The sequence below is a fragment of the Pseudomonas sp. A125 genome, assembly GCF_055409485.1.
On record NZ_JBUZVP010000006.1, the window covers coordinates 249,759 to 271,218 of the forward strand.

General features: G+C 62.1%; 17 protein-coding genes. 13 read left to right on the forward strand and 4 right to left on the reverse strand.

Annotation, left to right across the window (positions count from 1 at the left end; translation table 11 throughout):
• The first annotated feature begins 16 nt into the window (after nucleotides 1-16).
• On the forward strand, nucleotides 17-2,155 hold the full coding sequence (locus ACZRN6_RS10910; protein WP_464007930.1) for a methyl-accepting chemotaxis protein: 2,139 nt from the start codon (nucleotides 17-19) through the stop codon (nucleotides 2,153-2,155).
• On the opposite strand, the gene ACZRN6_RS10915 is transcribed toward ACZRN6_RS10910, so the two are convergent.
• Entirely contained in the window at nucleotides 2,152-2,715 is a 564-nt protein-coding gene (locus tag ACZRN6_RS10915) for an NAD(P)H nitroreductase (protein ID WP_464007931.1), read from the reverse strand. The two genes, ACZRN6_RS10910 and ACZRN6_RS10915, sit on opposite strands and share 4 nt — an antisense overlap.
• Nucleotides 2,716-2,854: 139 nt before the next feature.
• Between ACZRN6_RS10915 and ACZRN6_RS10920 the strand changes: the two genes are divergently transcribed.
• Genes ACZRN6_RS10920 through ACZRN6_RS10930 form a run of 3 tightly spaced genes read left to right on the forward strand, consistent with a single transcriptional unit; the run spans nucleotide 2,855 to nucleotide 6,478 of the window.
• Nucleotides 2,855-4,282: a di-heme oxidoreductase family protein gene (locus ACZRN6_RS10920; protein WP_464007932.1), complete on the forward strand. Its 1,428-nt coding sequence runs from the start codon at nucleotides 2,855-2,857 to the stop codon at nucleotides 4,280-4,282.
• Between the two features lie 31 nt (nucleotides 4,283-4,313).
• Entirely contained in the window at nucleotides 4,314-5,378 is a 1,065-nt protein-coding gene (locus ACZRN6_RS10925; RefSeq protein ID WP_464007933.1) for an imelysin family protein, read from the forward strand.
• 2 nt (nucleotides 5,379-5,380) lie between these two features.
• Nucleotides 5,381-6,478: a DUF1513 domain-containing protein gene (locus ACZRN6_RS10930; protein ID WP_464007951.1), complete on the forward strand. Its 1,098-nt coding sequence runs from the start codon at nucleotides 5,381-5,383 to the stop codon at nucleotides 6,476-6,478.
• Nucleotides 6,479-6,520: 42 nt separating this feature from the next.
• Here ACZRN6_RS10930 and ACZRN6_RS10935 read toward each other — a convergent pair whose 3' ends face one another.
• On the reverse strand, nucleotides 6,521-7,234 hold the full coding sequence (locus ACZRN6_RS10935) for a tellurite resistance TerB family protein (RefSeq protein ID WP_322143447.1): 714 nt from the start codon (nucleotides 7,232-7,234) through the stop codon (nucleotides 6,521-6,523).
• Nucleotides 7,235-7,403: 169 nt separating this feature from the next.
• On the opposite strand from ACZRN6_RS10935, the gene ACZRN6_RS10940 reads away from it, so the two are divergent.
• From ACZRN6_RS10940 to ACZRN6_RS10980, 9 genes are all read left to right on the forward strand, one after another.
• The gene (locus tag ACZRN6_RS10940) at nucleotides 7,404-8,315 is read left to right on the forward strand and encodes a LysR family transcriptional regulator (RefSeq protein ID WP_464007934.1); all 912 of its coding nucleotides are present in this window, start codon (nucleotides 7,404-7,406) and stop codon (nucleotides 8,313-8,315) included.
• 133 nt (nucleotides 8,316-8,448) lie between these two features.
• The gene (locus ACZRN6_RS10945) at nucleotides 8,449-9,906 is read left to right on the forward strand and encodes a gamma-aminobutyraldehyde dehydrogenase (RefSeq protein ID WP_464007935.1); all 1,458 of its coding nucleotides are present in this window, start codon (nucleotides 8,449-8,451) and stop codon (nucleotides 9,904-9,906) included.
• 72 nt (nucleotides 9,907-9,978) lie between these two features.
• Complete coding sequence (gene ydcS, locus ACZRN6_RS10950; protein ID WP_322143445.1) at nucleotides 9,979-11,130, forward strand: putative ABC transporter substrate-binding protein YdcS; 1,152 nt, start codon at nucleotides 9,979-9,981, stop codon at nucleotides 11,128-11,130.
• A gap of 194 nt (nucleotides 11,131-11,324) precedes the next feature.
• Nucleotides 11,325-12,359, forward strand: a complete 1,035-nt coding sequence (locus ACZRN6_RS10955; RefSeq protein WP_322143444.1) for an ABC transporter ATP-binding protein — start codon at nucleotides 11,325-11,327, stop codon at nucleotides 12,357-12,359.
• 1 nt (nucleotide 12,360) lies between these two features.
• Nucleotides 12,361-13,290 (forward strand): ABC transporter permease, encoded by a 930-nt coding sequence (locus ACZRN6_RS10960; protein WP_322143443.1) that lies wholly within the window; start codon nucleotides 12,361-12,363, stop codon nucleotides 13,288-13,290.
• Entirely contained in the window at nucleotides 13,280-14,089 is an 810-nt protein-coding gene (locus ACZRN6_RS10965) for an ABC transporter permease (protein ID WP_063032954.1), read from the forward strand. Before ACZRN6_RS10960 ends, ACZRN6_RS10965 begins: the two co-directional genes overlap by 11 nt.
• Nucleotides 14,090-14,239: 150 nt before the next feature.
• Nucleotides 14,240-15,664, forward strand: a complete 1,425-nt coding sequence (locus ACZRN6_RS10970; RefSeq protein WP_177087320.1) for a gamma-aminobutyraldehyde dehydrogenase — start codon at nucleotides 14,240-14,242, stop codon at nucleotides 15,662-15,664.
• Nucleotides 15,665-15,838: 174 nt separating this feature from the next.
• Complete coding sequence (locus ACZRN6_RS10975; protein ID WP_464007936.1) at nucleotides 15,839-17,701, forward strand: NAD(P)-binding protein; 1,863 nt, start codon at nucleotides 15,839-15,841, stop codon at nucleotides 17,699-17,701.
• 362 nt (nucleotides 17,702-18,063) lie between these two features.
• Nucleotides 18,064-19,689, forward strand: a complete 1,626-nt coding sequence (locus ACZRN6_RS10980; RefSeq protein ID WP_322143440.1) for a glucan biosynthesis protein D — start codon at nucleotides 18,064-18,066, stop codon at nucleotides 19,687-19,689.
• Between the two features lie 45 nt (nucleotides 19,690-19,734).
• Here ACZRN6_RS10980 and ACZRN6_RS10985 read toward each other — a convergent pair whose 3' ends face one another.
• Both ACZRN6_RS10985 and ACZRN6_RS10990 read right to left on the reverse strand, forming a co-directional pair.
• Nucleotides 19,735-19,920 carry a hypothetical protein gene (locus tag ACZRN6_RS10985; RefSeq protein ID WP_322143439.1) on the reverse strand — a complete coding sequence of 62 codons (186 nt, stop codon included), beginning with the start codon at nucleotides 19,918-19,920 and terminating at the stop codon, nucleotides 19,735-19,737.
• 303 nt (nucleotides 19,921-20,223) lie between these two features.
• Nucleotides 20,224-21,330, reverse strand: a complete 1,107-nt coding sequence (locus ACZRN6_RS10990) for an NADH:flavin oxidoreductase/NADH oxidase (protein ID WP_322143438.1) — start codon at nucleotides 21,328-21,330, stop codon at nucleotides 20,224-20,226.
• Between the last annotated feature and the right edge of the window lie 130 nt (nucleotides 21,331-21,460).

Consider the following 21,460-nt stretch of genomic DNA (forward strand, 5'->3'; position numbering starts at 1 on the left):
ATTCGCGGGTAAACCTATGTTCGACACCCTTTCCATTCGCTTGAAAATCGTGCTGTTGTCCGGTCTCTGCCTGCTGGGGGTGATAGCCCTGGTGGTCGGCATGAACCTCTACCAGACCAACCAGAACGATGAACTGATCAGCACTTCAAGCTCGCGAATGCTCACCGACAGCGTGCAGAACCTGCTGCAGGCCAAGGCCGCCGAACAAGCGGTGCAACTGCAAAAGACCTTCGGTGAAAGCCTGTTGGTGGTCACAGCCCTCGCCGACCAGATCAAGGACCTGCGCACCCTGGCCGGCAAGCGCTCGCTGGACGCCGGAGCCTTGCGTGAAGAACTCAACCACAGCCTGAAAACCGCCTTCGACCGCAACAGCAAGGTGCTCGGCATCTGGCTGTCGTTCGAGCCCAACGGCCTGGATGGCAAAGACAGCGAGTTCGTCAACGATGCGGCCCGTGTGTCCAACGAAAAAGGCCGATTCTCCAGCTACTGGAGCCGCGCCGGCGGTGAAGGCCTGAACACCGTGATGGTCGAGGACGACCTGACCAAGACCACTCTCAACCTCAGCGGCACGCCCTACAACATCTGGTACACCTGCCCACGGGATACTCGCAGCACCTGCCTGCTGGACCCGTACGAAGACACCGTGGCCGGCAAACCGGTGTTGATGACCACCATCTCCCTGCCGCTGCTGGTAGACGGCAAAGTGATCGGCGTGGTCGGTATCGACCTCGCCCTCAACGCCCTGCAAGCGGCGACCGATACAGCGCGACAGGAGCTGTTTAACGGTGCCGGGATTCTGGAAATCCTTTCCGGCAGCGGCTTGATCGCCGGCTACAGCGGCGAACCCGCCAAAGTCGGCAAGAACCTGGTCGATACCCTCGGCGCCGAAGGCAAAGAGATCGTGCAACTGCTGGCCAGCGATACCCGCAAGATCCGCGAGGAAGACGGCACGATCCGCGCCGTGTACCCGGTCAAGCCCATTGCCGACGCCAAGTCCTGGGGCATCGTCATCAAGTTGCCCAAGGAAGTGCTGCTGGCTGACGCCCACAAACTCCAGGCCGTGCTGGACAAGTCCCAGGCCAGCGGCACCTTCAAGGCGTTGCTGGTGGGCGCGGCTGCCGGCCTGGTGGGCCTGTTGCTGATCTGGCTGACCGCCACCGGCGTGACCCGGCCGATCAACAGCGTGGCGGCCATGCTCAAGGAAATCGCCAGCGGCGACGGTGACCTCACCCAGCGCCTGGCCTACGCGAAAAAGGATGAGCTGGGAGAACTGGTGAACTGGTTCAACCGCTTCCTCGACAAGCTGCAGCCGACCATCGCGCAGATCAAGCAAAGCATCACCGAAGCCCGTGGCACCGCCGACCAATCCTCGGCCATCGCGCGCCAGACCAGCGAAGGCATGCAGGTACAGTTCCGCGAAATCGACCAAGTGGCCACGGCCTCGAATGAAATGAGCGCCACTGCCCACGACGTGGCCAATAGCGCCTCCAACGCCGCCAGCGCTGCGCGAGGCGCCGACCAGTCAGCCCGTGAAGGCATGCAGATCATTGAACGCAGCACCCGCGACATCACCACCCTGGCCGAGGAAGTCAGCAAGGCCGTGACCGAAGTCGAAGCCCTGGCGGTGAACAGCGAACAAATCGGTTCGGTACTGGAAGTGATCCGCAGCATCGCCGAGCAGACCAACCTGCTGGCGCTGAATGCCGCGATTGAAGCGGCGCGGGCCGGGGAAAGCGGGCGTGGTTTTGCGGTGGTGGCCGACGAGGTGCGCAACCTGGCCAAACGCACCCAGGATTCGGTGGAAGAGATTCGCCTGGTGATCGAACGCATCCAGACCGGCACCCGTGGGGTGGTGGCGACCATGCATTCAAGCCAGAGCCAGGCGCAGAACAACGCCGGGCAGATTCATCAAGCGGTGCAGGCGTTGGGCAAGATCAGCGATGCGGTGACGGTGATCAGCGACATGAACCTGCAAATCGCCAGCGCCGCCGAGCAGCAAAGTGCGGTGGCCGAAGAGGTCAACCGCAACGTCTCGGCGATCCGCACGGTGACCGAAACCCTGACCGGCCAGGCCACCGAGTCAGCGGCCATCAGCAGCCAACTCAATGCCCTGGCCAGCCAGCAGATGAAGCTGATGGATCAGTTTCGGGTTTAAACCCCGGTCCAGGCGGCCACAAACGGCGCCAGGTCTTCTTTCGGGGCCGTACGCGGCGGGTTTTGTGGGGTGCCCAGGTAGAGGAAGCCAATCACTTCCTCATCCGCTGTCAGCCCCAACCCTTTGGCGACGTGGGCCGAATACGACAACTCGCCGGTGCGCCACACCGCACCGATCCCCTGGGCGTACGCCGCCAGCAGAATCCCGTGGGCCGCACAGGCTGCCGCCAGCAGTTGCTCGGACTTCGGCACCTTGAAGTGTTCTTGCAGACGGGCGATTACGACAACAACCAACGGCGCACGCAGCGGGCCATTTTGCGCCTTGTCGATAAACGCCTGGGGCGCGTCGGCGTCTTGCAGGCGGGCCGCCTCGGCCAGCAGCGTGCCCATGCGCTCACGTGCCGCACCTTCCACCGTCAGGAAGCGCCAAGGCCGCAGTTGGCCGTGGTCGGGCGCACGCATGGCGGCAGCGAACAGCAGGTCGCGCTGCTCCTGGGTCGGTGCCGGGTCCAGCAATCGCGGCACGGAAACACGGTTGAGCAAAGCGTCGAGAGCCTGCATTGGCCACCTCCAGAGAAAAATGTGCAGTCATTCTAGCGGGAATGAATCGGATACCACCAAACGATAATTGCTCTTATTCAATCCGCCCTGCCCTGTTAGACTTTGCGGCCTTATTTTCAGCCTACGTTCAGGAAGACTGATGTCCCGTTCGCCCCTTCGCCTGTCTGCACTATTGATGGCCCTGAGCCTGAGTGCCTGCGATGACGCCCCGCGATTCACCAAGGCTGAACCCGGTGAAGCCAGGGCGGGTGGCGCGACAACGGTGCGCAAGACCGACCAGAACGCCTTCTCGCTGCCCGCAGCCAACCTGTCGCCGACCCGGCGCCTGGACTTCAGCGTAGGCAACAGTTTCTTTCGCAGCCCCTGGGTGATTGCTCCGTCCACCACCACCGCCCGCGATGGCCTGGGGCCGCTGTTCAATACCAACGCCTGCCAGAACTGCCATATCAAGGATGGCCGTGGTCATCCGCCAGTGCCCGATGCGCCCAACGCCGTGTCGATGCTGGTGCGCCTGTCGATCCCGGATGCACCGCCCTATGCGAAGGTCATCGAGCAACTGGGTGTAGTCCCCGAGCCGGTCTACGGTGGGCAATTGCAGGACATGGCCGTGCCCGGCGTCGCCCCGGAAGGCAAGGTGCGGGTCGACTACACCCCGCTCAACGTCAGCTTCAAGGACGGCACCGTCGTCGAGTTGCGCAAGCCGGCGCTGAATATCACCCAGCTGGGCTACGGCCCGATGCACCCCGACACGCGCTTCTCGGCCCGGGTCGCGCCGCCGATGATCGGCCTGGGGCTGCTTGAAGCGATCCCCGAGGCCGACCTCCTGCGCAACACCGACGCGAAAACCGCCGACAAGGAGGCCATCGTCGGGCGGGCGAATTGGGTCTGGGACGACGCGCAACATCAGACCGTACTCGGCCGATTTGGCTGGAAAGCCGGGCAACCGAATCTCAATCAACAAAATGTTCACGCGTTCTCTGGTGATATGGGCCTCACTACCTCCCTGAGACCGTTCGATGACTGCACCGACGCACAAGTGGCCTGCAAACAGGCGCCCAACGGCAATGGCCCGGGCGGCGAGCCCGAGGTCAGCGACAACATCCTGCGCCTGGTGCTGTTCTACACCCGCAACCTGGCCGTACCCGCCCGCCGCGACGTCAACGCGCCGCAGGTGCTGGCCGGAAAAAACCTGTTCTACCAAGCCGGTTGCCAGGGCTGCCACACCCCGCAATTCACCACGTCGCCCACGGCTGCCGAACCTGAACTGGCCAACCAGGTGATTCGTCCCTACAGCGACTTGCTGCTGCACGACATGGGCGACGGCCTTGCCGACAACCGAACCGAATTCAAGGCCAGTGGCCGCGACTGGCGCACGCCGCCGTTGTGGGGCATTGGCCTGACGCAAGCCGTGAGTGGCCACACCCAGTTGTTGCATGACGGCCGCGCCCGCAACGTGATGGAGGCCGTGCTGTGGCACGGCGGTGAAGCCCAGGCAGCGCAGCAGCATGTGTTGTCTTTTAATGCCGAGCAGCGCGCGGCGTTGCTGGCATTCCTGAATTCTTTATAAGCTTTGTCCTAATTACAGAAGGGAGCTCGACATGTTCCGTCCCAAGTTGTTGTTCACCAGCCTTGCCGCCCTCGCCCTCGGTGCGTGCTCGCCCCAGGACCCGCAAGCGGTGACCTCGGCAGCCATCGCCAAGCAAGTGATCCTGCCGACCTACAGCCGTTGGGTGGAAGCCGACCGCCAACTGGCCGTCAGCGCCCTGGCTTACTGCCAGGGCAAGGAAAGCCTGGAGACCGCGCGCGCCGACTTCCTGCACGCGCAAAAAGCCTGGGCCGAGTTGCAACCGCTGCTGATCGGCCCGCTGGCAGAGGGCAACCGCTCCTGGCAGGTGCAGTTCTGGCCAGACAAGAAAAACCTGGTGGGCCGTCAGGTCGAGCAACTGGTGACTGCCCAGCCGCAGATCGACGCCGCCGCACTGGCCAAATCCAGCGTCGTGGTGCAAGGCCTGTCGGCCTACGAATACATCCTCTACGACGCCAAGACGGATCTCGCGGACGAGACACAAAAAGCCCGTTACTGCCCGCTGCTGGTAGCCATCGGCGAGCGCCAGAAACTGCTCGCCGAAGAAATCCTGTCGAGCTGGAACAGCACCGACGGCATGCTGGCGCAGATGACCAAGTTTCCTAACCAGCGCTACGCCGATTCCCACGAAGCCATCGCCGACCTGCTGCGGGTGCAAGTCACTGCGCTGGACACCCTGAAGAAAAAACTCGGCACCCCGATGGGCCGCCAGAGCAAGGGTATTCCGCAGCCATTCCAGGCGGATGCGTGGCGCAGCCAGTCGTCCCTGCAAAGCCTGGAGGCCAGCCTGGCTGCCGCCCAGACCGTCTGGGTCGGCGTCGACAACAAAGGCCTGCGCGGCCTGTTGCCTGCCGATCAAAAGCCATTGGCCGACAAGATCGACGCCGCGTATGCCGCGTCCCTGAAACTGTTCGCCAGCACCCAGCGTTCACTCAATGAACTGCTGGCCGACGATGCCGGGCGCCAGCAACTGAACGACCTCTACGACAGCCTCAACGTGGTCCACCGCCTGCACGAAGGCGAGCTGGCCAAGGCGCTGGGCATTCAACTGGGCTTTAACGCCAACGACGGTGACTGATGATGCTCAGGCGACAGGCTTTGGCGATCGGCAGCGTGCTGCTCAGTGCAATTACCCTGGGTGGCTGGACGCTGTTCAAGCAGAAGGGCAAAAGCCCGCTGCTGCTCTCGGCGCGCGATGACAGTGACGGCAAGCACTACGCCGTCGGCTTCCAGCTGGACGGCAAGCAGGTGTTTGCCACCGAGGTTGGCCAGCGCTGCCACGACATCATCAACCACCCGTCGCTGCCGATTGCGCTGTTTGTCGCCCGCAGGCCGGGTACCGAGAGTTATCTGATCGACTTGCGTGACGGGGCGCTGCTGCAAACCATTACCTCCAACGCCAATCGCCACTTTTATGGGCATGCGGTGGTGCACAGGGATGGCGAGTGGTTGTATGCCACCGAAAACGACACATCTGATCCGGGTCGCGGCTTGCTGGGCGTGTATCGGTTTGAGGGTGAGCGGCTGGTGCACACCGGCGAGCTTTCTACCCATGGGATTGGGCCGCATCAGGTCTCGTGGATGCCTGACGGTGAAACGCTGGTAGTGGCTAACGGCGGGATTCGTACCGAGGCTGAAAGCCGGGTCGAGATGAACCTGAATGCCATGGAACCGAGCCTGGTCTTGATGCAGCGTGACGGTACGCTGTTGAGCAAGGAAGCCCTCGGCCAGCAAATGAACAGTGTGCGGCACATGGGGATCGCCAGTGACGGTACGATCCTCGCCGGGCAGCAGTTCATGGGGCCGTCTCACGAGCGCTCGGAGCTGCTGGCGATCAAGCGGCCGGGGCAGCCGTTTGTGGCGTTTCCGGTGGCCGACGAGCAGTTGCAGGCCATGGGGCACTACACCGCCAGTGTGGCAGTGCACAGTGAGTTGCGACTGGTAGCGTTGACGGCGCCGCGGGGGAATCGGTTCTTTATCTGGAACATGGACAGTGCGCAGTTGCTGCTGGACGGGCCCTTGCCGGATTGTGCCGGGGTGGGTGCAGTGGCTGATGGGTTTGTGGTGACCTCGGGCCAGGGGCGTTGCCGGTTTTATGATTGCCGGCAGATGCCGCTGGTGGCTACGCCGCTGGAGTTACCAGCGGGGCTTTGGGATAACCATCTGCACCTGGTTTGATCGGGGGCCTATCCGTCGCTGTGGCAACGGATAGGCACTCAATCAAGAAACCACTGCCTGGCGCACCTGCTTCTCCAGTTCAGCCTTCAACCCCGGAGCCAACTCAAGTTGGCGCGCCAGTTCATCGAGATATGCCTTCTCCATGAAGTTCTCCTCATCCACCAACATCACACTGGCGATGTACATTTCGGCAGCCATCTCAGGCGTGCCGGCAGCCCGCGCCACGTCAGCCGGATCCAGCGGTTTGTTCAGCTCCGAATGCAACCAGTGCTGCAGTTCCTGATCGTTATCCAGCTTCACAAACTCCCCTTCGATCAACGCCCGTTCCCGCTCATCCACATGCCCATCCGCCTTGGCCGCCGCCACCAGCGCCTTGAGAATCGCCTGGCTATGCACCTCGACCTGAGCGGCAGGCAACCGGTCGATCGTCTGCGGCTCACCCTGGGGCGCACCGGCCTGCTGCGCCTGCCAGTTTCCGTAGGCCTTGTAGGCAATCACGCCCAACGCGGCCAGCCCGCCGTAGGTCAGCGCCTTGCCGCCAAATTTCCGGGCTTTCTTGTTGCCCAGCAATAGCCCCATGGCGCCGGCGGCGAGCGCTCCACCGCCCGCGCCGCCGAGCAGGCTACCCAACCCGCCCCCGCCCAACAGGCCGCCGAGCGCGCCTTTATCGTCTGACTTGCGCGGCCCGCCAGCCTTGTTCTGCAACATGTCCTGGCCGGATTTAAGCAGTTGATCGAGCAATCCACGGGTATTCATTCACAGCCTCCAGAAACTCAAGTTCACAGGACCAATAGGCTCACAGCGTAAAACCAAGTGCCAAAAACCTGCCGATCTAGAGTGCTTCCAGATGTAACGCGCTTACCCCTCAATTAAAACGATATACACTCGAACAAATCTATAAAAACACCCCACTGGTAATTCCAGCATGATGACCTTGCGTCAAATCCGTCACTTCATCGCCGTGGCCGAGACCGGCTCGATCTCCGCCGCCGCCCAGACCGCCTTCATCTCCCAGTCCACCCTGACCCTGGCGATCCAGCAACTGGAGCAGGAAATCGGCGTCAACCTGTTCAACCGCCACGCCAAGGGCATGACCCTCACCCACCAGGGCCACCAGTTCCTGCGCCAGGCGCACCTGATCCTCGCCACCGTCGACAACGCCAAGCGCAGCCTGCAACAGAGCACCGACCAGGTGGCCGGGCAGTTGATCATCGGTGTGACCAGCCTGGTCGCCGGCTACTACCTCGCAGACTTGCTCACCCGCTTCCAGCGCGCCTACCCCAATGTCGAAATCCGCGTGATGGAGGACGAACGCCCCTTCATCGAACACCTGCTCGTCAGCGGTGAAATCGACGTCGGCGTGCTGATCCTCTCCAACCTCGAAGACCGCCACGCCCTGCAAACCGAAGTGCTCACCCACTCGCCCCACCGTTTATGGCTGCCGGCCCAGCACCCGCTGCTGGAACACGACAGCATCAACCTGGCGGACGTCGCGCGCGAGCCGCTGATTCAACTGAACGTCGATGAAATGGGCCACAACGCGCAACGCATGTGGACCGGCGCGGGGTTACAACCGCGCGTCACCTTGCGCACCGCCTCCATGGAAGCCGTACGCAGCCTGGTCGCCGCCGGTCTGGGCGTGTCGATCCAGCCAGACATGACCTACCGCCCCTGGTCCCTGGAGGGCGACATTATCGAGGCCCGGCCGATTGCCGACCTCAGCCAAACCCTCGACGTGGGCCTGGCCTGGCGCCGGGGCACGGCGCGCCCGGCGCTGGTGGACCCGTTCCTGACGGTAGCCCGCGAACAGCCCCACCCGCGCAAGCCATCTATTTAATCGAATGCTGCTTTCAGTATTTAGTATTTGTTGACCTCGCGCCTGACCTCTAGTCTCTGCTTATCCCATAAGAGAAGGTCAGGCGCCTTGTAAGAGAACGCCCATGACCACACAAGAAAAGAGATCGCGAAAAATGTCTGGCGCGCCCACACCGCTGCTCACTGCGTTGCTGATCGACGGCGAACTGGTCGCAGGCCAGGGTTTTGTCGAGCCGATCATCAACCCGGCCACCGGGGAAATCCTCACCCATATCGCCGAAGCCAGCACCGAGCAGGTTGAGGCCGCGATCCTGGCCGCCCACCGCGCCTTTGCCGGCTGGTCACGCACCACGCCCCAGCAACGTTCAAACATTCTCCTGGGCATCGCCGATGCCATCGAAAAGCAAGCCGACTACCTCGCCCGCCTCGAATCGCTGAACTGCGGCAAGCCGTTGCACCTGGCGCGCCAGGACGATTTGAGCGCCACTGTGGATGTGTTCCGTTTCTTCGCCGGCGCCGTGCGCTGCCAGACCGGGCAACTGAGCGGTGAATACCTGCCGGGCTATACGAGCATGGTGCGCCGCGATCCGATTGGCGTGGTCGCCTCGATTGCGCCGTGGAACTACCCGCTGATGATGGCCGCCTGGAAAATCGCCCCGGCCCTGGCCGCCGGCAATACCCTGGTGTTCAAGCCCTCGGAACATACACCGCTGTCGATCCTGGCCGTGGCGCCCGTGTTTAGCCAACTGTTGCCACGTGGTGTGATCAACATTGTGTGTGGCGGCGGCGAAGGTGTCGGCAGCCATTTGGTCAGCCACCCTAAAGTGCGTATGGTCTCGTTGACCGGCGATATCGTCACCGGGCAAAAAATCCTCCAGGCCGCCTCCAAGACACTCAAGCGCACCCACCTGGAACTGGGCGGCAAGGCCCCGGTGATCGTGTGCAACGACGCCGACCTGCAAGCCGTGGTCGAAGGCGTGCGCGCCTATGGGTATTACAACGCCGGCCAGGACTGCACCGCCGCGTGCCGTATCTACGCCCAGGCCGGGATACACGACAAGCTGGTGGCCGACCTCGGCGCTGCCGTCAGCAGCCTGCGCTTTGCCGGCAAGCGCGATGCCGACAACGAACTCGGCCCGCTGATCAGCACGCGCCAGCGCGACCGCGTGGCCAGTTTTGTCGAGCGCGCCCTCGGCCAACCGCATATCGAACGCATCACCGGCGCCGCCGTGCATTCCGGCGCGGGTTTCTTCTACCAGCCAACGCTACTGGCCGGTTGTAAACAGAATGATGAAATCGTGCAGCGCGAAGTGTTCGGCCCGGTGGTCACCGTGACCCGCTTCGACGAGCTGGAACAGGCCGTGGACTGGGCCAACGACTCGGAATATGGCCTGGCCTCCTCCGTGTGGACCCAGAACCTGGACAAGGCCATGCAGGTTGCGTCGCGCCTGCAGTACGGCTGCACCTGGATCAACAGCCATTTCATGCTGGTCAGCGAAATGCCCCACGGCGGCTTGAAACGCTCGGGTTATGGGAAAGATCTGTCCAGCGATTCGCTACAGGACTACAGCGTGGTGCGGCACATCATGGCGCGCCACGGCCAGCATCTTTAAAACAACAACTACGCTCATGCACCACCTGCTGCAAAAACTGCCCCGACCATAATTAAAGAAGAGGGAACCCCCATGTCTGCGCACAAGACCGCACTGCTCAGTGCCCTGACCACCGCGCTGCTGGCCAGTGTCAGTATCCAGGCCGCCGAACCGCTCAAAGCGGTCGGCGCCGGTGAAGGCCAGTTGGATATCGTCGCCTGGCCCGGCTACATCGAACGTGGCGAAAGCGACAAGAACTACGACTGGGTCACCGGTTTCGAGAAAGAGACCGGCTGCAAGGTCAACGTCAAGACCGCCGCCACCTCGGATGAGATGGTGAGTTTGATGGCCAAGGGCGGCTACGACCTGGTCACCGCGTCAGGCGACGCCTCGTTGCGATTGATCGGCGGCAAGCGTGTGCAGCCGATCAACACCGCGCTGATTCCCAACTGGAAGAACATCGACCCGCGCCTCAAGGATGCGCCGTGGTACGTGGTCGGCCAGCAGACGTATGGCACCCCGTACCAGTGGGGCCCGAACGTGTTGATGTACAACACCAACGTGTTCAAGACCGCGCCCACCAGCTGGAACGTGGTGTTCGACGCGCAGAACCTGCCCGACGGCAAGCCGAACAAAGGCCGCGTGCAGGCCTATGACGGCCCCATCTACATCGCCGATGCGGCGCTGTACCTCAAGTCGACCAAGCCGGAGCTGGGCATCCAGAGCCCGTACGAGCTGACCGAAACCCAGTACAAGGCCGTGCTTGAACTGCTGCGCGCCCAGCAACCGTTGATCCACCGCTACTGGCACGACACCACCGTGCAAATGAGTGACTTCAAGAACGAAGGCGTGGTGGCGTCCAGTGCGTGGCCGTATCAGGTCAACGGCCTGGTCAACGAGAAGCAGCCGATCGCCTCGACCATTCCAAAGGAAGGCGCCACCGGCTGGGCAGACACCACCATGCTGCACGCCGACGCCAAGCACCCGAACTGCGCCTACAAGTGGATGGACTGGTCGCTGCAGCCGAAGGTCCAGGGTGATGTGGCCTCGTGGTTCGGTTCGTTGCCGGCGGTACCCGCCGCGTGCAAGGAAAGCGAATTGCTCGGCGCCGAAGGTTGCAAGACCAATGGTTTCGACCAGTTCGAGAAGATCGCCTTCTGGAAGACCCCGCAGGCTGAAGGCGGCAAGTTCGTGCCGTACAGCCGCTGGACCCAGGATTACATCGCGATCATGGGCGGCCGTTAAGCCCTTGGGGCCGCTTCGCGGCCCAACGCAGCCTCGTACCTCGGCAGCTGCTACGCGACCTCAATAAAACATCGCCTGCGCTCGACAGCGCCTACGCAAAATGTAGGCGCTGTCGAGTGAAACGAGGCTGCGAATTTGCGCACCGCCTCGGATTTGATTTTTATCCAAAACGCGCCTTTTTGGAGCACCGCACCATGACGCTTGCAGTCCAATTCACCCACGTTTCCCGTCAGTTCGGCGAAGTGAAAGCCGTTGACCGGGTTTCCATCGATATCCAGGACGGCGAGTTCTTTTCCATGCTCGGCCCTTCCGGCTCGGGCAAAACCACCTGCCTGCGCCTGATCGCCGGGTTCGAGCAACCGAGTGCCGGCTCCATCCGTATTCACGGTGAAGAAGCCGCCGGTCTGCCGCCCTATCAGCGCGACGTGAACACCGTGTTTCAGGATTACGCGCTGTTCCCCCACATGAACGTGCGGGACAACGTGGCCTACGGCCTGAAAGTCAAAGGTGTGGGCAAGACCGAGCGCCTCAACCGCGCCGAAGAAGCGTTGGGCATGGTTGCCCTCGGCGGCTACGGCGAGCGCAAGCCGGTGCAGCTCTCCGGCGGCCAGCGTCAACGTGTGGCCCTGGCTCGCGCACTGGTCAATCGTCCTCGCGTGCTACTGCTCGATGAGCCCTTGGGCGCCCTCGACCTGAAGCTGCGCGAACAGATGCAAAGCGAGCTGAAGAAGCTGCAACGCCAGCTCGGCATCACCTTCATTTTCGTGACCCACGACCAGACCGAAGCGCTGTCGATGTCCGACCGTGTGGCCGTGTTCAACAAGGGCCGCATCGAGCAGGTCGACACCCCGCGCAACCTGTACATGAAGCCCGCCACCACCTTCGTCGCAGAGTTCGTCGGTACCTCCAACGTGATTCGCGGCGAGCTGGCGCAACGCTTGAGCGGCAACCCGCAGCCGTTCTCGATCCGCCCGGAGCACGTGCGTTTCGCCGAAGGCCCGCTGGGCACGGGTGAAGTGGAAATCAGCGGCCTGCTGCATGACATCCAGTACCAAGGCAGCGCCACCCGCTATGAACTGAAACTGGAAAACGGCCAGGCCCTGAACATCAGCCAGGCCAACAACCAATGGCTGGACACCAGCGCCGGGCATCAAGTCGGCCAGCCCATCACCGCACGCTGGGCGCGGGAAGCCATGACCCCGCTGACCGACATCGCAGGCGAGGTGTGACATGAGCCTGGCCCTGTCCCAACCCCCGATGCGCAGGTTTTCCAACCTGCTGTACAAGAAGCCCAACCTGTACCTGTCGCTGCTGCTGGTGCCGCCGCTGATCTGGTTCGGTGCGATCTACCTGGGTTCGCTGCTGACCTTGCTGTGGCAAGGGTTCTACACGTTTGATGACTTCACCATGGCGGTCACGCCGGACTTGACCCTGGCCAACTTCGCCGCGCTGTTCCAGCCGTCGAACTTCGACATTATCGTGCGCACCTTGAGCATGGCGGTCGTGGTGTCGATCGCCAGCGCCGTCGTCGCCTTCCCCATCGCCTACTACATGGCGCGCTACACCACGGGCAAGACCAAGGCGTTTTTCTACATCGCGGTGATGATGCCGATGTGGGCCAGCTACATCGTCAAGGCCTACGCCTGGACCCTGCTGCTGGCCAAGGGCGGCGTAGCGCAGTGGTTCGTGCAGCACCTGGGCCTGGAGCCGGTGTTGCAATTGATCATGGGCATTCCCGGCGTAGGCGGCAGCACCTTGAGCACCTCGCATCTGGGGCGGTTCATGGTGTTTGTGTACATCTGGTTGCCGTTCATGATTTTGCCGATCCAGGCCTCGCTTGAGCGTTTGCCTCCGTCGTTGCTGCAAGCTTCGGCAGACCTCGGCGCCAAGCCGCGCCAGACCTTCATGCAAGTGATTTTGCCGCTGTCGGTGCCGGGGATTGCCGCGGGTTCGATCTTCACCTTCTCGCTGACTCTGGGCGACTTCATCGTGCCGCAACTGGTGGGCCCGCCGGGCTACTTCGTCGGCGGCATGGTGTACGCCCAGCAAGGTGCTATCGGCAACATGCCCATGGCCGCAGCATTCACTCTGGTGCCGATCGTACTGATCGCGGTTTACCTGTCCATCGTCAAACGTCTGGGGGCCTTCGATGCACTCTGAAAAAGCTTCATGGAGTCTCAAAATCGCGGCCTGGGGTGGGTTGGTTTTCCTGCACTTCCCGATCCTGATCATCTTCCTCTACGCCTTCAACACCGAGGAGGCGGCGTTCAGCTTTCCACCCCAGGGCTTCACCCTGAAGTGGTTCAGCGTGGCCTTCTCGCGGCCGGACGTACTGGAAGCAATCAAGTTGTCGCTGCAAATCGCCGCCATCGCCACGCTGATTGCGATGGTGCTCGGCACCCTGGCCTCGGCAGCGCTGTATCGCCGGGAGTTCTTCGGCAAGCAAGGTATCTCGCTGATGCTGATTCTGCCGATTGCCCTGCCGGGAATCATCACCGGTATCGCGCTGTTGGCGACTTTCAAGACGCTGGGGATTGAGCCGGGGATGTTCACCATCATCGTCGGCCACGCGACCTTCTGCGTGGTGATCGTCTACAACAACGTGATCGCTCGCCTGCGCCGCACTTCCCACAGCCTGATCGAAGCCTCGATGGACCTCGGCGCCGACGGCTGGCAGACCTTCCGCTACATCATCATGCCCAACCTGGGTTCTGCGTTGCTGGCCGGCGGCATGCTGGCGTTTGCGCTGTCGTTCGACGAAATCATCGTCACCACCTTCACCGCCGGCCACGAACGCACCTTGCCGTTGTGGCTGCTCAACCAGTTGAGCCGGCCACGGGATGTGCCGGTGACCAACGTGGTGGCGATGCTGGTGATGATCGTGACGATGTTCCCGATCCTGGGTGCCTATTACCTGACCCGCGGCGGCGAAAGCGTGGCCGGTAGTGGCGGTAAATAACTGCCACTGACGAAACCCGCGTCACTTGTAGGAGCTGGCTTGCCAGCGATGGCGGTATCACCTGACACACCGCCATCGCCGGCAAGCCGGCTCCTACAAGTGACGCTGGTTTCGGCAGGGGAAACGATGCAGCTTTAAGAGGACTGAACCATGCAAACCAAACTGCTGATCAACGGCCATCTGGTCGAAGGCGAAGGCCCGGCGCAGCCGGTGTTCAACCCGGCGTTGGGCCGGGTGCTGGTAGAGATCAAGGAAGCCAGCGAAGCCCAGGTCGACGCCGCTGTGCGCGCCGCCGACAGCGCCTTTGAAGGCTGGTCGCAGACCCCGCCGAAAGACCGCTCGCTGTTGCTGCTCAAGCTCGCCGACGCCATCGAAGCCCATGGCGAAGAGTTGGCCAAGCTTGAGTCGGACAACTGCGGCAAACCCTACAGCGCCGCGCTGAACGACGAGATCCCGGCGGTGGCCGATGTGTTCCGCTTCTTCGCCGGCGCCAGCCGCTGCATGAGCGGTTCGGCCGGCGGTGAATACCTGCCGGGCCACACCTCGATGATCCGCCGCGACCCGGTGGGCGTGATCGCCTCCATCGCGCCGTGGAACTACCCGCTGATGATGGTCGCCTGGAAAATCGCCCCGGCCCTGGCCGCCGGTAATACCGTGGTGCTCAAGCCGTCGGAACAGACCCCGCTGACCGCGTTGCGCCTGGTGGAGCTGGCCGCTGAAATTTTCCCGGCCGGTGTGCTCAACCTGGTGTTTGGCCGTGGGCCAACCGTCGGCAGCCCGCTGGTGAATCACCCGAAAGTGCGCATGGTGTCGCTCACGGGTTCGATTGCCACCGGCGCCAACATCATTTCCAGCACCGCTGACAGCGTCAAACGCATGCACATGGAGCTGGGCGGCAAGGCGCCGGTGATCATCTTCAACGACGCCGATATCGACGCGGCCGTGGAAGGCATCCGCACCTTTGGGTTCTACAACGCGGGCCAGGATTGCACGGCGGCGTGCCGGATTTATGCACAGGCTGATATCTACGACGCGTTCGTCGAGAAGCTCGGCGCGGCCGTCGCCAGCATCAAATACGGTTTGCAGGACGACCCGGCCACCGAGCTGGGCCCGCTGATCACCGCGCAGCATCGTGACCGTGTGGCCGGGTTTGTGGAGCGTGCCGTGGCGCAATCCCACATCCGCCTGATCACCGGCGGCAAGGCGGTGGAAGGCAACGGGTTCTTCTTTGAGCCGACGGTATTGGCCGACGCGCAGCAGGACGACGAGATCGTGCGCCGCGAGGTGTTCGGGCCGGTGGTGTCGGTGACCAAATTCAATGACGAGGCCCAGGTGTTGGGCTGGGCCAACGACTCGGACTATGGCTTGGCGTCATCGGTGTGGACCGCCGATGTCGGCCGCGCCCATCGGCTGGCGGCGCGCCTGCAGTATGGCTGCACCTGGGTGAATACCCACTTCATGCTGGTCAGCGAAATGCCCCACGGCGGTCAGAAACTGTCCGGCTACGGCAAGGACATGTCCATGTATGGCCTGGAGGACTACACCACCGTTCGCCATGTGATGTTCAAGCACTGACCCTTTACCCCTGTCGAAGCGAGCTCACTGTGGCGAGGGCGCTTGCTCCCGCTGGAGTGCGAAGCGCTCCCAGGATTTTTGGGGCCGCTACGCAGCCCAGCGGGAGCAAGCTCCCTCGCCACAACAGCCGGCTCCTGCAGGGATCTCATAACAATAAATAATTCGTAGGTTCCCATGGACATCACCCGCCGCGACTTCCTCAACGGCGTCGCCATCACGATTGCCGCCGGCATGACACCCCTGCAAATCCTCCAGGCCGCTCCCGATGGCCGCTACTACCCGCCCGCCCTCACCGGCTTGCGCGGCAGCCATGTCGGCTCGTTCGAAATTGCCCACCAGATGGGCTGGGAAAAGAAGACCTTCGACACCGACAAACTGCCCATCACCGAAGACTATGACCTGGTGGTGGTCGGCGGTGGCTTGAGCGGTTTGTCGGCGGCGTGGTTCTACCGTGAGAAGCACCCGAAGGCGAAGATTCTGATCCTGGAGAACCACGACGACTTCGGCGGCCATGCCAAGCGCAATGAATTCCAGGCCGGTGGCCGGCTGATCATCGGCTACGGCGGCAGCGAAGCGTTCCAGTCGCCGAATCATCTTTACAGCAAAGAAGTAAACGCACTGTTGAAGAAACTTGGGGTGAACATCAAGCGCTTCGAGACCGCCTTCGACCGCCAGTTTTACCCGGGCCTGGGGTTGTCCCGCGGAGTGTTCTTCGACAAGGAGAACTTCGGCGAAGACAAACTGGTCACCGGCGACCCAACGCCAATGGTCGCCGACGACATCGCCCCGGACCAATTGCATGCGCGCTCCATCAGCGACTTCATCAATGATTTCCCGTTGCCGCCAGCTGATCGCGAGGCGCTGATTGCCTTGCACGTCACGCCCAAGGATTACCTGCCGGGCAAGTCCGCCGACGAAAAGGCCGTGTACCTGGCGGCTACCAGTTACCGCGATTTCCTGCTCAAGGACGTCGGACTGTCGGAAGGTGCCGTGAAGTACTTCCAGAGCCGCACCAACGACTTCATGGCCCTGAGCATCGACGCCGTGGCTTCGTCCGATGCCTATAGCGTGGGATTCCCGGGTTTTGGCGGGATGAACCTGGCACCGATCAGCGAAGAAGCTGCAGCGGAAATGGAAGAGCCCTACATCTACCACTTCCCCGACGGCAACGCGTCGCTGGCACGGTTGCTGGTGCGCAGCCTGATTCCTGCCGTGGCGCCCGGGCACACCATGGACGACATCGTGCTGGCGCCGTTTGACTACGCCAAGCTCGACCAACCCAGGACGCCGGTGCGGGTGCGCCTCAACAGCACGGCGGTCAGTGTGCGTAACGTTGGAGACGGCGTGCACATCGGCTACAGCCGTGGCGGCCAACTCGTACAAGTGCGTGGCAAGCGCTGCATCCTCGCCTGCTACAACATGATGATCCCGTATCTTTTGCGGGGCCTGCCGACAGAACAGGCCCAGGCCCTGAGCCAGAACGTGAAGTACCCACTGGTGTACACCAAGGTAGTGGTGCGCAACTGGACGTCGTTCCAGAAGCTTGGGGTGCATGAGATTTATGCCGCCACCCAGCCTTACAGCCGCATCAAGCTGGACTACCCGGTGAGCATGGGCGGCTACGAGCACCCACGTGACCCGACGCAGCCGATTGGTTTGCACATGGTGTACGTGCCCACCAGCCCCAACAGCGGCATGAACGGCCGCGACCAGGCCCGCGCCGGGCGGGGCAAGCTGTACGGGCAGACGTTCGAACAATTGGAAGCGCAACTGCGCGACCAGTTGCAACGCATGCTCGGCCCGGGCGGTTTCAACCACCAGACCGATATTCTGGCGATCACTGTCAACCGTTGGTCACACGGCTATGCGACCTTCTCCAACAGCTTGTTTGACGATGCCGATGAAAGTGAAAAGCTGAAGGACCTGGCGCGCCAGCCGCTGGGGCATGTGAGCATCGCCAACTCGGACGCGGCGTGGAGTGCGTATGCCCATGCTGCTATCGATGAGGCGTATCGGGCGGTAGGCGAAGTGAGCTGACCCCGGCTTTTCCTGGAGGAAGAGGTTGTTGTGGCGAGGGAGCTTGCTCCCGCTGGGGTGCGCAGCAGCCCCAAACCAGGCGATCGAGATATCCCTGAAAGATCTCCATCGCCTGAGCTGGGGTCGCTTCGCGACCCAACGCGAGCTTGCTCCCTCGCCACACGGCTCCCACAGAAACGTCTTGTTTCACATGCAATGCCATCAACCCGCCATCAATCATTTTTCCTTCTGCACCGAACCGCTTAAGCTATTTGGCATCTGTTTAATGTCCGTTGCGTTTGGCCGAAGGCATGTCCGAACCGTTTTCCTTGATCCAGCACGTGCCAGGAACGGCGCGGGATTGTTCACGACAGGTTGTATTTATGCACCGCAGGAATTTGCTCAAAGCGTCCATGGCCATTGCGGCTTACACCGGTCTGTCGGCCAGTGGCCTGCTGGCCGCACAAGCCTGGGCGGGCAATCGCGCCGCTGATGGCGAGGCCCAGGCCTTCGATTTCGAGGCCCTGAAGATCCAGGCCAAGCAGTTGGCAAGCAATCGCTACCAGGACACCAAACAGGTATTGCCGCCGACCCTGGCGACCATGACCCCGCAGAATTTCAACGCCATCGGCTACGACGGCAAGCATTCGCTGTGGAAGGAGTTGAACGGCCAACTGGACGTGCAGTTCTTCCACGTCGGCATGGGTTTCAAGACGCCAGTGCGCATGTACAGCGTCGACCCGAAGACCCGCCTGGCCCGCGAGGTGCACTTTCGCCCTTCGCTGTTCAACTATGAAAAAACCACGGTAGACACCAAGCAGTTGACCGGCGATTTGGGGTTCTCCGGCTTCAAGCTGTTCAAGGCCCCGGAACTGGACCGCCACGACGTGCTGTCCTTCCTCGGCGCCAGCTACTTCCGTGCGGTGGACTCCACCGGCCAGTACGGCCTTTCTGCACGTGGCCTGGCCATCGATACCTACGCGAAAAAGCGCGAGGAATTCCCGGACTTCACCAAGTTCTGGTTCGAAACCCCAGACAAGGACAGCACCCGTTTCGTGGTCTACGCGCTGCTGGATTCGCCGAGCGCCACCGGTGCCTACCGCTTTGACATCGACTGCCAGGCCAACCAGGTGGTGATGGGCATCGACGCCCATATCAATGCGCGCACCGCCATCGAGCAACTGGGCATCGCACCGATGACCAGCATGTTCAGCTGCGGCACCGTTGAACGGCGGATGTGCGACACCATCCACCCGCAAATCCACGACTCGGACCGCCTGGCCATGTGGCGCGGCAACGGCGAGTGGATCTGCCGCCCACTGAACAACCCGGCCACCCTGCAATTCAACGCATTTGCCGACAAAGACCCGAAAGGCTTCGGCCTGGTGCAAACCGACCATGAGTTCGCCAGCTATCAGGACACTGTGGACTGGTACAGCAAACGCCCAAGCTTGTGGGTAGAACCTACAACCGCGTGGGGCGAAGGCTCTATCGACCTGCTGGAAATTCCTACAACCGGCGAGACCCTGGATAACATCGTGGCCTTCTGGACCCCGAAAAAACCGGTGGCCGCCGGCGAGTCCCTGAACTACGGCTACAAGCTGTACTGGAGCGCCCTGCCGCCGGTCAGCACGCCACTGGCGCAGGTCAATGCCACCCGTTCGGGCATGGGCGGTTTCACCGAAGGTTGGGCACCGGGCGAGCATTACCCTGAAGTGTGGGCGCGACGTTTTGCGGTGGACTTCAACGGTGGCGGGCTGGATCGGTTGCCCGAAGGCACCGGGATCGAGCCGGTGGTGACGTGCTCCCACGGTGAGGTCAAGGACTTCAGCGTATTGGTGCTGGATGCCATCAAGGGCTATCGAATCCTGTTTGATTGGTACCCGACCAGCGACAGTGTCGAGCCGGTTGAACTGCGGCTGTTTATCCGCACCCAAGACCGCACCTTGAGTGAAACCTGGCTGTACCAGTACTTCCCGCCTGCGCCAGACAAGCGCAAGTACACCTGAAACCGAACGTTCCCACGCTTGCGTGGGAACGCCCCTTCGGCGCGCTCAGAACCGCGAAATACTCTTCATCGCCCCAATCAAATATCGCATCGCCACCTGATCGCTCTCGGTCAGGGCGCGGTACTGTTCCAGCAACTGCTCCTCGTCCGAACTCAGGCGCCGGCTGCGCAACGACATCCTGCGGGCCAGAAAGGACGACACAAAACCCGCAACACCATAAGACTTGGCCATGGACTGTCTCCTCGTATCAATCAATTGCTCCTGGTTGCCCATAACCTCAGACAGCGATGCGACCTGCGAGGATGATCAGGCTGACTTCCTGGGCCAGAAATCAGACTTACTGTAAGCGTAGAAACTATCTTGCCGGGCGTGAGACTTTTTTAGAGTAATCACTTAAAAAATACTTACGGGGCAATGACCTACAGCGCTATCCCACATGGGTACACGATGCCCCGTAATGAATGATGCTCAAGCCAATGAAAAGCCCGCCGGTTCAAGGGCGGGCTTTCATGTTTGCCAGTATTGCCGAGCAGATCAATCCCGCAGGTCCGACTCATGAATCGGCTGGTCTCTATGGGTCGCCCGCTGATACTGCGCCGGCCAGATCGCTTTGCGGCCGCCAAGGTCATCGTCGGCGTGCAACGGCCAGTACGGATCACGCAGCAACTCACGGGCGAGGAAAATGAGGTCGGCCTGGCAAGTGCGCAGGATGTGTTCGGCCTGGGCGGGCTCGGTAATCATGCCCACGGTGCCGGTGGCGATCCCCGACTCTTTGCGTACGCGCTCGGCGAAGCGGGTCTGGTAACCGGGGCCCGTAGGAATTTCCGCATTGGCGGCGGTGCCACCGGAAGACACATCGATCAGGTCCACGCCGAGGTCTTTCAGGCGGCGCGCCAGTTCGACGGTTTCATCCGGGTTCCAGCCGTCTTCGACCCAATCGGTGGCCGACACCCGCACAAACAGCGGCAGCTCCTGCGGCCAGGCTTCACGCACCGCGGTGGTCACTTGCAGCACCAGGCGGATGCGGTTTTCAAACGAGCCGCCGTACTGGTCCTGACGCTGATTGCTCAGGGGCGAGAGAAACTGATGCAGCAGGTAGCCATGGGCCGCATGGATTTCCGCCACTTTGAAACCGGCGGTCAACGCACGCTTGGCCGCGGCGACAAAGTCCGCGATCACTTGCTGGATCTGCCCTTCGTCCAATTGTTTGGGTGAGGTGTGCTGCGGGTCAAAGGCTATCGGCGAGGGCCCCACCGGCACCCAACCGCCGTCTTCCGGCTTGACGCTGCCGTGCTTGCCGATCCACGGGCGGTGCGTGCTGGCCTTGCGCCCGGCGTGGGCCAGTTGAATCCCCGCCACCGCGCCCTGGGCGTTGATAAAGCGTGTGATGCGTTGCAGGGGTTCGATCTGTTCGTCGTGCCACAGGCCCAGGTCCTGGGCGGTGATACGGCCATCGGCGGTCACGGCGGTGGCTTCGGTAAAGATCAGCCCGGCACCGCCCACGGCACGGCTGCCGAGGTGCACCAGGTGCCAGTCGTTGGCCAGGCCATCGACGCTGGAATACTGGCACATCGGCGACACGGCGATGCGGTTGAGCAGGGTCAGTTGGCGCAGGGTATAGGGTTCAAGCAGACGACTCATGGGGCACCTCTTTTATGCAGTGGGCTGGCTCCAGGGTTCTGTTTGAACGGTCGACGAAAAACCCGTCCCCGGCGGGCTGAAATAAAACAAAGTCACAAGACCGATCACACAGTGCTTAGAGACTAGTCGA